We start from the raw sequence: 13,630 nt of genomic DNA on the forward strand, positions 1-13,630 counted from the left end.
TACGCAAGGCTAGCTGTCACACAGCCTGCCTAACGTGGCGCCCAAACCGTTGGGAGCCTGATAATGCCATTACTCGAAGAAGACCAACCCACTGATCTCGAACAACTGGTCGGCCTGAGCCGCCGCGGCTTCATCGGCGCCGGCGCGCTGTGCGGCGCGGCGATGTTCCTCGGCGGCAGCCTGCTCAGCCGCAGCGTGCTGGCGCAAAGCGTCAGCACCGGCGCGGCCCCGCTGGGCTTTGCCTCGATCCCGGCGTCTACCGCCGACGGCATCAGCCTGCCGCCCGGCTACAGCGCCCGGCCGCTGATCAGCTGGGGCCAGCCACTGCACGCCGGCGGCCCGGCCTTCGATGCCAAGGGCGGCAACAGCGCCGCAGAGCAGGCCCTGCAGTTTGGCGACAACAACGACGGCATGAGCCTGTTCCCCTTCCCCGGCGAACCCGACCGCGCGCTGATGGCGATCAACAACGAGTACACCAACTACAAATACCTGCTGGCCCACGGCGGCGCGCCGAAAAACCAGGAAGAGGTGAGCAAGGCGCTGGCCAGCGAAGGCGTGTCGGTGATCGAAGTGCGCCGGCAAAACGGCCAGTGGCAGTTCGTTCAGGGCTCGGCCTACAACCGGCGCATCCACGGCAACAGCCCGATCCGCGTCAGCGGCCCGGCCGCTGGCGATGCCTTGCTCAAAACCAAGGCCGACCCTTCCGGCAGCGAGGTGCTGGGCACCTTCCAGAACTGCGCCAACGGCAAGACCCCGTGGGGCACCTACCTCACCTGCGAAGAAAACTTCACCGACTGCTTCGGCTGCAGTGACCCGCAACAGGCCTTCACCCCCGCGCAAAAACGCTACGGCGTGGTGGCCGCTAGCAAAGAGGTGAACTGGCACCCCCACGATGCCCGCTTCGACCTGGCGCACAACCCCAACGAGCTGAACCGCCACGGCTGGGTGGTGGAAATCGACCCGTTCGACCCGAAGTCCACCCCGGTCAAGCGCACCGCCCTGGGCCGCTTCAAGCACGAAAACGCCGCCGTGGGGCAAACCCGCAGCGGCCACGCGGTGGTGTACATGGGCGACGATGAGCGCGGTGAGTTCATCTACAAGTTCATCAGCCGCGACCCGATCAACACCGGCACCCCCAGCGCCAACCGCGACCTGCTCGACCACGGCACACTCTACGTGGCGCGCTTCGACCAAGGCGACGGCGACGCGGCGCACCCGCGCGGGCGTGGCGAATGGGTAGAACTGCGCCACGGCCAGGCCGGGCTGGACGCCGCCGCCGGGTTCGACAGCCAGGCCGAGGTGCTGATCCACGCGCGCCAGGCCGCCAGCGTGCTGAAGGCCACGCGCATGGACCGCCCCGAGTGGATCGTGATCAGCCCCCACGACGGCCAGGTGTATTGCACCCTGACCAACAACATCAAGCGCGGCGAAGACGGCCAGCCGCTCGGCGGCCCCAACCCGCGCGAGAAGAACGTGTACGGGCAGATCCTGCGCTGGAAGGAGCACAGCGACGACCACGGCGCGATGGCCTTCGAGTGGGACCTGTTCGTGGTCGCCGGCAACCCGGTCGCCCACCCCGAAGGGCCCAAGCGTGGCTCGCCGAACATCACCGCGCAGAACCTCTTCAACAGCCCCGACGGGCTGGCCTTCGACGACGGCGGCCGGCTGTGGATCCTCACCGACGGCGACATGAGCAACAGCGGCGACTTCGCGGGCATGGGCAACAACCAGATGCTCGCCGCCGACCCCAGCACCGGTGAAATCCGCCGCTTCATGGTCGGCCCGGTGGGTTGCGAGGTGACCGGCATCGCCTTCGCGCCAGACCACAAAACCCTCTTCGTGGGCATCCAGCACCCGGGTGAAAGCGGCGTGTCAACCTTCCCCGAACACCTGCCCGGCGGCACCCCGCGCAGCTCGGTGATGGTCATCAGCCGCGACGATGGCGGGGTGATCGGCGCCTGACCCTGCGTGGCCGTGCCGCCCTTGCGCTACCATGGGCGCAAGCGCGGCACCGGCCGCGAGCAGGAGTTACCATGGCGCACCCCTTCGACACCCTCACCCCGGACCTGGTCCTCGACGCCGTCGAGAGCCTGGGCCACCTCAGCGACGCGCGGGTGCTGGCCCTCAACAGCTACGAAAACCGCGTGTACCAAGTCGGCCTCGACGCCGGCGAGCCGCTGATCGCCAAGTTCTACCGCCCCGGCCGCTGGACCGACGCGGCGATTCTCGAAGAACACCGCTTCACCGCGGAACTGGCCGAGTGCGAAGTGCCGGTGGTTGCCCCACTGGCCCAGGATGGGCAAACCCTGTTCAGCCACCAGGGCTTTCGTTTTGCGCTGTTCCCGCGCCGTGGCGGCCGCGCGCCAGAGCCGGGCAACCTCGACCAGTTGTACCGCCTCGGCCAGTTGCTCGGGCGCCTGCACGCGGTGGGCGCCAGCCGGCCGTTCGAGCATCGCGAGGCGCTGGCTGTGGATAACTTCGGCGAGCAGTCCCTGCAAACCCTGGTCGAGGGCGAGTTCATCCCGCCGAGCCTGCGCCCGGCTTATGTCTCGGTCGCCAAAGACCTGCTCAAGGAAGTCAGCGCGCAGTGGCGCGCGGTGAACTTCACCCCGATCCGCCTGCACGGCGATTGCCACCCGGGCAACATCATGTGCCGCGACGAGGTGTTCCACCTGGTCGACCTCGACGACTGCCGCAAAGGCCCGGCCGTGCAAGACCTGTGGATGATGCTCGCCGGTGACCGCCACGAACGCCTCGGGCAGTTGGCCGAGTTGATGGATGGCTACGGGGAATTCCACGATTTCGACCCCCGCGAGCTGGCGCTGATCGAACCGCTGCGCGCCTTGCGGGTGATGCACTACAGTGCCTGGTTGGCGCGCCGCTGGGACGACCCGGCGTTCCCCCACAGCTTCCCGTGGTTCGGCAGCGAGCGCTACTGGGGCGACCAGGTGCTGATCCTGCGCGAGCAACTGTCGGCCCTCAACGAGGCGCCGCTGGCCCTGTTTTGATACACCTGATAACTACAAGGACGCTTCATGCACGCCGCCAACCCGCGCCGCGGGTACTTTCTAGGGCTGACTGCCTACCTGCTCTGGGGCCTGTTCCCGCTGTACTTCAAGCTGCTCGACAGCATCCCGCCGGTGGAAATCATCGTGCAGCGGGTGCTCTGGTCGGCCGTGTTCGCCGCCGCCGCGCTGATGATCTGGCGCCACCCCGGCTGGTGGCGCGAGCTGCGCGCCAACCCGCTGCGCTTCGCCATCCTCGCCGGCAGCGGCGCGCTGGTGGCCGGCAACTGGTTGATCTACGTGTGGGCAGTGAACAACGGGCGGATGCTCGAGGCCAGCCTGGGCTACTACATCAACCCGCTGGTGAACGTGCTGCTGGGGATGCTCATCCTGCGCGAGCGGCTGCGGCCACTGCAGTGGCTGGCGGTGGCACTGGCGGCAATGGGTGTGGTGCAGCAACTGTGGCAGGTCGGCAGCCTGCCCTGGGTATCGCTGGCGCTGGCGTTCAGCTTCGCGTTCTACGGGCTGATTCGCAAAAAAGCGCCGGTGCAGGCGTTGCCGGGGCTGATGGTCGAGACCTGGCTGCTGGTGCCAGTGGCCTTGGGCTGGCTGCTGCTGCACGGCGATGTACTCACCGCCCAGGGCGACTTCTGGGGCACCCCGCAGGCCTGGTGGCTGGTGGCGGCGGGGCCGATCACCCTGGTGCCGCTGCTGAGCTTCAACGCCGCGGCGCGGCACCTGCCTTACGCCACCCTGGGCTTTTTGCAGTACGTGGCGCCCACCATCGTGTTGGTGCTGGCCACCTGTGTGTTTGGCGAACACTTGGCAGCCAGCACCCTGACCGCGTTCGGGTTTATCTGGGCCGGGCTGGCGGTGTACAGCTTCGACGTGTGGGTCGCGCTACGCCGGCGCGCCTGATCAAAAAACGCTCAAACGGCTAGAGCCTTAGTGCCACCGGGGCTGCAGCAATGGCCCCAGAGGTTATCCACAGGGCGATCCACGCCCTGTGTGCACAAGCGCTTGATTATTGGTGGTTTTTTGATCACGACCGTGCAAGCCACGGCCGCCGTGGCCGCCAGCGGTGCACCCCCAGCTTATCCACAGGCGGGTGCAGTTTTTCCATGAATAACCGTGGGTTAGCTCGCGCTGCGCAGCTGCAGGTCGACCATCATCTCGCTGGCCAGGCCCTCGAGCCGTGCCTGCAAGGCCTCCAGGGGTAAGGTCAGCGGCACCGCCAGGCCTGCCTGGGCGGTGAACAACGGCTCGCCGCTCATGGGCGCGGGCACCACGTCGGTGCTCAGCCGTTCGAGGTTCACCCCTTGCTCGGCCAGCAGCCGGGTGATGTCGCGAACGATCCCGGGGCGGTCGTTGCCCATCAGTTCGAGGTCGACCTCGCGCCAGTTCCGCCCTTGCTCGGCACCGCTTTTGGCGATCAGCACGCGGATGCCATGCTGCTGTAGCGCGTCCAGCGCCTCGACCAGTTCGCCATAGGCCTCGGCCGGCACGGCCACGCGCAGGATGCCCGCAAACTGCCCGGCCATCCGCGCCATGCGGCTGTCGAGCCAGTTTCCATGGTGCTCGGCAATGCATTGGGCAACCCGTTCAACCTGCCCGGCCTTGTCGGCGGCCAAAACCGTCAATACTAAGTGGTTCACGCGGCGTCCTCCGTTGGGGTGCGCTTGAGTATAGGCCAGCCCTTGGCGGAGAAAATTGTGTACGTTTGCGCCGCCAACATGGAACAATCCGTAACACAAAATCTTGGGCCATCCTTGGCCGGTGGAAAAATCATGACCCATTAGTCTCATTTTCCCTGGCTGTGGCGCTCATGTAGTATCCGAAAAAACGCACTACATAATCACGCACCCCGCGCAACAAGAGTGAGGCAAGCAATGACCGATTACGTGCAAGCCGGTGGCCTGAAGGTCGCCAAGGTCCTGTTCGATTTCGTTAACCAGGAAGCGATCCCCGGCACCGGCGTGGCCCAGGATGCCTTCTGGAGCGGCGCCGCCAACCTGATCGAAGCCCTTGCCCCGAAAAACCGCGTGCTGCTGGCCAAGCGTGACGACCTGCAAGCGCAGATCGACCGCTGGCACCAGGCACGCGCCGGCCAGCCCCATGACGCCGTGGCCTACAAGGCCTTCTTGCAGCACATCGGCTACCTGTTGCCCGAGCCCGCCGCGTTTCAGGCCAGCACCACCCAGGTCGATGAAGAAGTCGCGCGCATGGCCGGCCCGCAACTGGTGGTGCCGGTGATGAACGCGCGCTTCGCGCTGAACGCCTCGAACGCCCGCTGGGGCTCGCTGTACGATGCCCTCTACGGCACCGACGCCATCCCGGAAACCGGCGGCGCGGAAAAAGGCCAGGGCTACAACCGCGTGCGCGGTGACCAGGTGATCGCCTTCGCCCGGCGCTTCCTAGACGACGCCGCGCCCCTGGCCGAGGGCAGCCATGCCCAGGCCAGCGCCTACCGCGTGGCCGATGGCGCGCTGCAGGTTACCCTGCAAAACGGCCAAACCACCGGCCTGGCCAGCCCGGCGCAGTTGCTCGGCTTCCAGGGCGCTGCCCAACAACCGGCCGCCTTGCTGTTCAGCCACAACGGCCTGCACTTCGAATTGCAGATCGACCCGGCCAGCCCCATCGGCCAAACCGACGCCGCGGGTGTCAAAGACGTGCTGCTCGAGTCCGCGCTGACCACCATCATGGACTGCGAAGACTCCGTGGCCGCGGTCGACGCTGAAGACAAAGTAGTGGTGTACCGCAATTGGCTGGGCCTGATGAAAGGCGACCTCGCCGAGCAGGTGAGCAAGCACGGCAAAACCTTCACCCGCACCATGAACCCGGACCGCGAATACACCGCGCTCGATGGCGGCACGCTGCGCCTGCACGGCCGCTCGCTGCTGTTCGTGCGCAACGTCGGCCACCTGATGACCATCGACGCAGTGCTCGACAGCCAGGGCCGCGACGTGCCCGAGGGCATCCTCGACGGGCTGTTCACCAGCCTGGCCGCGCTCCACGACCTCAAGGGCGGCGGTACCCGCAAGAACAGCCGCCAGGGCTCGGTGTACATCGTCAAGCCGAAGATGCACGGCCCCGAAGAAGTAGCGTTCGCCAACGAACTGTTCGGCGCCATCGAAGGCGTGCTGGGCCTGCCGGCCAACACCCTGAAGATTGGCATCATGGACGAAGAGCGCCGGACCACGGTGAACCTCGCCGCGTGCATCCAGGCGGCGCAGGCACGGGTGGTGTTCATCAACACCGGCTTCCTCGACCGCACCGGCGATGAAATCCACACCTCGATGGAGGCCGGCCCAATGGTGCGCAAGGCCGCCATGAAGGGCGAAAAATGGATCGCCGCCTATGAAAACTGGAACGTTGACATCGGCCTGGCCTGCGGCCTCCAGGGCCGCGCGCAGATCGGCAAAGGCATGTGGGCCATGCCCGACCTGATGGCGGCGATGCTCGAACAGAAAATCGGCCACCCAATGGCCGGCGCCAACACTGCCTGGGTACCCTCGCCCACCGCCGCCACGCTGCACGCGCTGCATTACCACCAGGTGGATGTGCAAGCGCGCCAGGCCGAACTCGCCCAGCGCCCGCGGGCCAGCCTCGACGCCATCCTGGCGCTGCCGCTGGCCACAGACATCGGCTGGAGCGAGCAGGAAATCCGCGAAGAGCTCGACAACAACGCCCAGAGCATCCTCGGCTACGTGGTGCGCTGGATCGACCAGGGCGTGGGCTGCTCGAAGGTGCCTGACATCCACGACGTCGCGCTGATGGAAGACCGCGCCACCCTGCGGATTTCCAGCCAGTTGCTGGCCAACTGGCTGCGCCACGGCATCACCACCGCGGCAGACGTAACCGAAAGCTTCAAGCGGATGGCGCCGGTGGTCGACCGGCAGAACGCGGCAGACCCACTGTACCGGCCGATGGCGCCGAACTTCGCCGGCAATATCGCCTTCGAGGCGGCACTGGAGTTGGTACTCGAAGGCGCCCGGCAGCCCAATGGCTACACCGAGCCGGTGCTGCACCGCCGGCGGCGTGAGTTCAAGGCCAAGTACGGGCGCTAGCCTTCAAGGCCCTTCGCCCGGCACAGCCGGAGTGCCGGACCACGGCCTCCCACCAGATTTGTGTAAGCCATTGATTTACGGGGCAACACAGAACCCGTGGGAGGCCGTGGTCCGGCATCCCGGCTGTGCCGGGCGATGGGCCCTGAAGCTCATGCGCTCGGTAAAATCATCGAGAGAAATCGGGTTTTTTTACCCTCAATCTAGCGCTCTGATCGCGTAAGTGAACAGTATTACGGCACAGCCGGGCGATGGGCCGTCACAGATTCAACTCCCGCCGCACCAGCGCCACCAGTTGGTTCACATCGATCGGCTTGAGCAAAAAGTCCACCACGCTCAGGTGCATGGCCTCGATCGCATCCTTCACCCCGGCATTGCCCGACACGATGATGATCGGCAGCGCCGCCCGTTCCGACTCGCGCACCTGGCGGATCAGGTCGAGGCCGTCTTCCGGGCCCATGCGCAAATCCGTGACCAGCAAGCCGATGCTGCGGTTGCTCATCAGCATCGCGAAACCGTTCTGGGCGTTGTCCGCCACCAGGCAGCTGACCCCATGCAGGGCCAGGATCTCGGCCAGCAGTTCGCGGGAGTCGCGGTCGTCGTCAACCACCAGCACGCGCCCCGGCGCCGCCTGGGGGCCGAGCAATACTTCGCTGAGCGCTTCCCGCTCGGCATCGGTGAGAATATCCAGATCAACCATGGGCAATGTGCCAGCAGGCGCCTTCCTGTTTGTCCGCTTCACCCCTATGACCAGGGCAACGTTAGTTATTGCCATAAAGTGAAGCAAACTGACGAGCAAAGCGAATATTTCATGTTTGTCTCTGCTTTATAGCGTTACCGCCCCGCGCCCTGAAATATCCGGTGACCGTACAGACACCCGCCAATTGCCAAAGGGATGGCCTCCTGCCACAATCGCGAATACGTCTCATTGGTTGATGCTTTTTCATTTCGGAGTGTGTGTTGGACGCAGCCCGGCAAGCCCACCACGATGTTATCGGTTCGCTGTACCGCGACCACCGCCCCTGGCTACTCGGCTGGCTGCGGCGCAACATCGCCTGCCCCTATCGCGCCGAAGACCTCAGCCAAGACACCTTCACCCGCCTGCTCGGCCGCCCGACCCTGGCGCCGGCCCGCGAGCCGCGGGCATTCCTGCTCACGGTGGCCAAGGGGTTGCTGTTCGACCATTTCCGCCGCGCCGCGCTGGAGCAGGCCTACCTCGACGAACTGGCGCTGCTGCCCGAGGCCGAGCAACCCTCGCCCGAAGCCCAGCAACTGATCCTCGAAGACCTCCGGGCCATCGACCAACACCTCGGCAAGCTGTCGAGCAAGGCGCGCCACGCCTTCGTGCTCAACCGCCTCGACGGCCTTGGCCATGCCGAAATCGCCAGCCAACTGGGGGTGTCGGTGCCGCGGGTGCGCCAGTACCTGGCCCAGGCCCTGCGCCAGTGCTACATCGCCCTGTACGGTGAACCGGCCTGATGGCGCGCGAAGCCGCGGTATCGGCGCAGGTACTGGACGCCGCGATCGCCTGGCAGCTGCGCCTCGACGGCGGCGCCACGGCGCGCCAGCAGGCGGCGTTCAGCCGCTGGCACGGCGAGAGTGAAGAGCACGCCCGCGCCTGGCGCCAACTGGGCATGCTCGACCAACGCTTCGCCGCCGCGGCCGGGCCGGTGCGCCAGGTACTGGTGCAGCCACGCGAGCGCCGCTCGCTGCGCCGCGGCCTCGCCGTGCTGGCGTTGGCGGTGGCCGCCGGCGGCCTGGCCAGCCAGACCGAAACCGCCGGCTACTGGCTGGCCGACCAACGCACCGCCACCGGCGAAGTGCGCGCCCTGCGCCTGGCCGATGGCACCCAGGTAGAGCTCGACACCCACAGCGCCATCGACATTCGCTTCGACGCCAACGAGCGGCGCATCGTGCTGCAAAGCGGCGATATTTACGTCAAGACCGCCCATGGCGACAGCCGCCCGTTCATTGTGCAAACCGCCGATGGCCGCCTGCGCGCGCTGGGCACGCAGTTCCTGGTCAGCCGCGAAGCCGGCGGCACCCGCCTGGGCGTGGTGCAGTCGGCGGTGGCCGCGCGGCCGGCGCACCTGGCCACCGAGCAGGTGATCAACCAGGGCCAGCAGGTGCTGATGCACAAAGGCGCGCTCAGCGCCCCGAGTAGCCTGCCGGCCAACAGCGATGCCTGGACCCGCGGCATGCTGGTGGTCGACAACATCCGCCTGGCCGACCTGCTCGAGCAACTGGCCCGCTACCGCAGCGGCGTGCTGCGCGCCGCGCCGGAGGTGGCCGACCTGCGCATCACCGGCAGCTTCCCACTGCACGACACCGACCTCGCCCTGCGCGCGCTGCAGCCGACCCTGCCGGTGCGCATCGAGCAGCGCACGCCGTGGTGGGTGACCGTTAAAACGGCCACCGAATAACTTTTTTTTCACGGCGCCCTATCACTTTTTTCAACTCGATCGGCAACAGAGCATTACGGTCCAATTCCCGGAGTGTTTCGAATGTCACGTCGCTTGCCCTCGTTCCTTCGCCCTAGCCTGTTGGCGGCCAGTATTGCGCTGGCGTGCCCGATGGCTGCGCTGCCGGCGTACGCCGCCGACCAAACCGCTGTGCGCAGCTACAACCTGCCAGCGGCGCCCCTGGCCAGCACCCTGAACCAGATCGCCAGCCAGGCCGGGATTGCCCTGACCATGGACCCAGCCCTGGTGAGTGGCAAAAGCGCGCCAGCCGTCAACGGCCAGTACGACGCGCAAGGCGCCCTGCAAGCGGCGCTGCGCGGTTCGGGGCTACAGTTGGTGAACAGTGGTGGTAGTTACACGCTGATCGCGGTGGCCGGGGGTGAGTTGACCTTGCCGGTGACCAATGTGAACGCGGCGAGTGAATACGAGAGCGCATGGGGCGCGACTACCGGCTACACCGCGACCCGGACCGCCGCGGGCACTAAAACAGATACTCCAATCGTTGAAGTACCACGCTCTGTGTCGGTCGTGACCCGTGAGCAAATGGAAGATCGCAAAGTTCATAACCTCAACGATGCACTGCGTTACACCGCAGGGGTAATGAGCAGTGGCTACGGTTCAGACACCCGTGCCGACTGGCTGCGGGTTCGCGGCTTCGACCCAACGCAGTTCCTCGACGGGCTACCGCTGCCCAAAGGTTCGTATGCGAACCCTAAACAGGAAACCTGGAACCTCGAGCGCATCGCGGTACTGCGTGGGCCGGCGTCCTCTGTATACGGGCAGACCCCGCCTGGCGGCTTGCTGGATATGGTTAGCCTGCGCCCACAGGCTGAAACCAGCCATGAAGTTGAAGTACAGACCGGCAGCTACAACCATAAACAGATCAACTTCGACACCACCGGCAAGGTTACGGACGACGGCAGTGTGCTCTACCGCGTCAGCGGCGTAGTTCGGGACTCCAATACCGCCATCGACCACGTTCCTGATAAACGCTACAACATTGCTCCCAGCCTCACCTGGAACATCGACCCCGATACACACCTGACGTTCCTGTCGCAATATACCCGCGACGATACTGGCATTACCGGGCAGTTCCTCCCTCTGCAAGGGACCAAGCTGGCCTCACCTGTCGGCAAGATCTCGCACCATAAAAACCTGGGCGACCCGGACTGGGAATACTACGACCGTACCTACTACGCGCTGGGCTACGCCTTTGACCATCGCTTCAACGATGTCTGGCAATTCCGCCAGAACCTTCGCTACACCAAGAGCGACCTGTCTTTCCAATCGCTAAGCGTGGGCACCGGCGCTACGGCAGTCGATGCTGATGGCAATATCAGCCGCAGCGCGGGCAAGGTCGATGAAGACATCAGCCAGTTCGCAGTCGATAACAACTTCCAGGCTGACTTCAATACTGGCGACATCCAACACACGCTGCTGCTGGGCCTCGATCATCAACGCAGCAACACCAATTATCGCTGGCTGTTTGGTGATGGCGGCACCACCAATGTGGTTAACCCCGTCTATGGCGGGAACATTGCCGACCCTACTTTTGCATTTTATGACTATGGGCAAAAAACCTTCCAAACCGGCCTCTACGCTCAGGACCAAATGGCGTTGGATAACTGGCGCTTTACCCTGGGGGGCCGTGAAGACTGGATTCACACCGGCACGGTATTTCATAACAACAATGACCTGACCTCGACGCAACGGGACCATAAGTTCAGCAGCAACGTCGGACTGAGCTACGTATTCGACAACGGCTTTACGCCTTACCTGTCCTATACCGAATCGTTCCAGCCTGCCTCCGGGGCTACGGTGAGTGCCACTGAATCGCTGAAGCCTACTGAGGGGCGCCAATATGAGGCCGGTCTCAAATTCCAGCCACCCGGCACCAAAGCACTGTTCACTGCCGCGGTATTCGACATTCGCCAGAAGAACGTTTCGGTCACGGAAAACAGCATCACCCGCCAAGTGGGCGAGATCAAAGTCCGTGGTTTTGAGTTGGAAGCAACCGCTGACGTTACCGACAACCTGAAACTGGTCGGCAACTACACCTACAACGACAGCGAGATCCTGAAGGGCGACGACAAAGGCAATCGCATGGCGCAGATCCCGCGCAACCAGGCGACCGCGTGGGCTGACTACACCTGGCACACCGGGCCCCTCGCGGGTTTCGGCGCTGGCGCAGGGGTGCGCTATGTAGGGGATACTTACGGCAATACCGCCAATACCGACCTTGGCCATGTAGGCTCGTACACCATTTATGACGCCTCGGTGCATTACGACCTGGGCTATTTGAACAGCGCGTTGAAGGGTGCCAGCCTAGCGGTCAACGCGAACAACCTGTTCAACAAGGATTATCTGGCCACCTGCGACGGGTTCTGGTGCTACTACGGCGACGAACGCCGCGTCACCGCCAGCGTCAACTACAAGTGGTGATCTAACCCCGGCCCCGGTCACCCCGGGGCCTGCGGGCCTACTTCTCACAATCCGGCTGCCCCGCCACATACCGCCGCGCGGGGTTCACCGCCGCGTCCAGCTCACGCAGGCCCTTGGCGCCGATCAACAGTGGGTAATTGAAGCTGCTGCGGTCGGTCAGGTTGACCTCGATCGTGCGCTTCACCTCCCCCAGGCACATCGCCAGTTCGATCACCGGGCGCTTGGCGACCTCTACGTTTTCATCCTCGCCGTCGTTTTCATCGGCGCGGCTTTTGATGCGGCTGATGCGGGCGATCTTGTGCTCGTAGACCTTGCCGTCACCGTCTTTGGTGGCTAGGCGGAAGCTCACCCAGTCATCGCCGTCGCGGGTGAAGGTCTTGATGTCCTTGGCCGACAGCGAGGCGGTGAGCGCGCCGGTGTCCATCTTGGCCTTGAGCGTCTGGCCCAGCTCGGGCAGTTCGAAATATTCGTAGCGGCCGTAGAGGGTGGGTGGGTCGGCCAAGGCTGGCAGCGCCAGTAACGACAGTAGCGCGAGCACGTATTTCACGTAGGGCATTCCTCTTCTTGAAAACAGGGCGCACAGGTTAGACCGGCACACCGGCATTGGTTCGCCTAAGGTAAAGGGCACCCGCGTATTACAAAAAGTAAAAATACCGCAGGAACATGGCGCCGGATGAATTTGGCGCCACGTGCCGCACCCCGTATCATGGCCGGCCAATATTTCCCTGTTGAGTGCCCTATGCTTCGTGGCTTGTTCACTGCCCTGCTGCTGCTCTTGAACACGCTGGTGCTGATCGGCCCGCTGTTGCTGCTGGCCCTGCTCAAGCTGATCGCCCCAGGCCACGGGCGTGACGTTATGTCTGCCGGGGTGATGTGGTTCGCCGAAACCTGGGCGGAAATCAACAAAGCCATTTTCGCGCTGTGCATCCCCACCCGCTGGGACATCCGCGGGCTGGAGTCGCTCAACCCGCAAACCTCCTACCTGGTGGTCAGCAACCACCAGTCGTGGGTCGACATCCCCGCGCTGATCCAGGCCATGAACCGCCGCGCGCCGTTCTTCAAGTTCTTCCTGAAAAAAGAGCTGATCTGGGTACCGCTGCTGGGCCTGGCCTGGTGGGCGCTGGACTACCCCTTCATGAAGCGCTACAGCCAGGCCTTTCTGAGCAAGCACCCGCACCTGCGCGGCAAAGACCTGGAGATCACCCGCAAGGCTTGCGAGCTGTTCAAGCGCCAGCCGGTCACGGTGGTGAACTACCTTGAAGGCACCCGCTTCACCCAGGCCAAGCACGGCGCCCAATGCTCGCCGTTCCGCCACCTGCTCAAGCCCAAGGCCGGCGGCGTGGCCTTCGTGCTGGCGGCCATGGGCGCCCAGCTCGACCGCCTGCTCGACGTGACCGTGGTCTACCCGGGCCACCGCGCGCCAGGCTTCTGGGACCTGCTCTGCGGGCGGGTGAGCAAGGTGATCGTAGATATTCAGTCGCGCCCCATCGAGCAGGCGCTGATCGAGGGCGATTACGAGAACGACCCTGAGTTTCGCCGCCGGGTGCAGGACTGGGTGAACCAACTGTGGCGCGACAAAGACGCCCGCATCGATGCGCTGCGCCAGGCCGCGGGCACCTGATAGATCTACTAGGTGGCAAGGCCGCAAAGCCTCGGT

11 protein-coding genes are annotated in these 13,630 nt (G+C 64.8%); 8 read left to right on the forward strand and 3 right to left on the reverse strand.

The genetic code is table 11. From position 1 onward, the window contains the following. The first annotated feature begins 63 nt into the window (after positions 1-63). The 3 genes from ACFZCE_RS02780 (at position 64) to rarD (ending at position 3,923) form a co-directional block, all read left to right on the forward strand. Positions 64-1,962 (forward strand): alkaline phosphatase PhoX, encoded by a 1,899-nt coding sequence (locus ACFZCE_RS02780; protein WP_390935848.1) that lies wholly within the window; start codon positions 64-66, stop codon positions 1,960-1,962. 71 nt (positions 1,963-2,033) lie between these two features. After that, positions 2,034-3,008, forward strand: coding sequence for a serine/threonine protein kinase (locus ACFZCE_RS02785; protein WP_390935850.1), 975 nt, complete (start codon positions 2,034-2,036; stop codon positions 3,006-3,008). Positions 3,009-3,035: 27 nt separating this feature from the next. Then, complete coding sequence (gene rarD / locus ACFZCE_RS02790; protein ID WP_390935852.1) at positions 3,036-3,923, forward strand: EamA family transporter RarD; 888 nt, start codon at positions 3,036-3,038, stop codon at positions 3,921-3,923. 218 nt (positions 3,924-4,141) lie between these two features. Here rarD and ACFZCE_RS02795 read toward each other — a convergent pair whose 3' ends face one another. Next, positions 4,142-4,660: an ACT domain-containing protein gene (locus ACFZCE_RS02795; protein ID WP_390935854.1), complete on the reverse strand. Its 519-nt coding sequence runs from the start codon at positions 4,658-4,660 to the stop codon at positions 4,142-4,144. Between the two features lie 234 nt (positions 4,661-4,894). Between ACFZCE_RS02795 and ACFZCE_RS02800 the strand changes: the two genes are divergently transcribed. Then, complete coding sequence (locus ACFZCE_RS02800; protein WP_390935856.1) at positions 4,895-7,072, forward strand: malate synthase G; 2,178 nt, start codon at positions 4,895-4,897, stop codon at positions 7,070-7,072. 256 nt (positions 7,073-7,328) lie between these two features. Here the strand turns inward: ACFZCE_RS02800 and ACFZCE_RS02805 are convergent, their stop codons facing one another. Then, positions 7,329-7,769 (reverse strand): response regulator, encoded by a 441-nt coding sequence (locus ACFZCE_RS02805; RefSeq protein ID WP_390935858.1) that lies wholly within the window; start codon positions 7,767-7,769, stop codon positions 7,329-7,331. A 260-nt stretch (positions 7,770-8,029) separates the two neighbouring features. Between ACFZCE_RS02805 and ACFZCE_RS02810 the strand changes: the two genes are divergently transcribed. The 3 genes from ACFZCE_RS02810 (at position 8,030) to ACFZCE_RS02820 (ending at position 11,973) form a co-directional block, all read left to right on the forward strand. After that, a complete protein-coding gene (locus ACFZCE_RS02810; RefSeq protein ID WP_390935860.1) occupies positions 8,030-8,548 on the forward strand; it encodes an RNA polymerase sigma factor in 519 nt (172 codons plus the stop codon). Further along, complete coding sequence (locus ACFZCE_RS02815; protein ID WP_390935862.1) at positions 8,548-9,492, forward strand: FecR domain-containing protein; 945 nt, start codon at positions 8,548-8,550, stop codon at positions 9,490-9,492. Before ACFZCE_RS02810 ends, ACFZCE_RS02815 begins: the two co-directional genes overlap by 1 nt. A gap of 81 nt (positions 9,493-9,573) precedes the next feature. After that, positions 9,574-11,973 (forward strand): TonB-dependent siderophore receptor, encoded by a 2,400-nt coding sequence (locus ACFZCE_RS02820; protein ID WP_390935864.1) that lies wholly within the window; start codon positions 9,574-9,576, stop codon positions 11,971-11,973. 37 nt (positions 11,974-12,010) lie between these two features. On the opposite strand, the gene ACFZCE_RS02825 is transcribed toward ACFZCE_RS02820, so the two are convergent. Next, positions 12,011-12,520, reverse strand: a complete 510-nt coding sequence (locus ACFZCE_RS02825; RefSeq protein ID WP_390936436.1) for a RimK/LysX family protein — start codon at positions 12,518-12,520, stop codon at positions 12,011-12,013. Positions 12,521-12,712: 192 nt separating this feature from the next. Between ACFZCE_RS02825 and ACFZCE_RS02830 the strand changes: the two genes are divergently transcribed. Next, positions 12,713-13,594 (forward strand): acetyltransferase, encoded by an 882-nt coding sequence (locus ACFZCE_RS02830; RefSeq protein WP_390935866.1) that lies wholly within the window; start codon positions 12,713-12,715, stop codon positions 13,592-13,594. The last annotated feature ends 36 nt before the right edge of the window (positions 13,595-13,630 follow it).

Source organism: Pseudomonas sp. NPDC007930, assembly GCF_042958985.1.
Taxonomy (GTDB): domain Bacteria; phylum Pseudomonadota; class Gammaproteobacteria; order Pseudomonadales; family Pseudomonadaceae; genus Aquipseudomonas.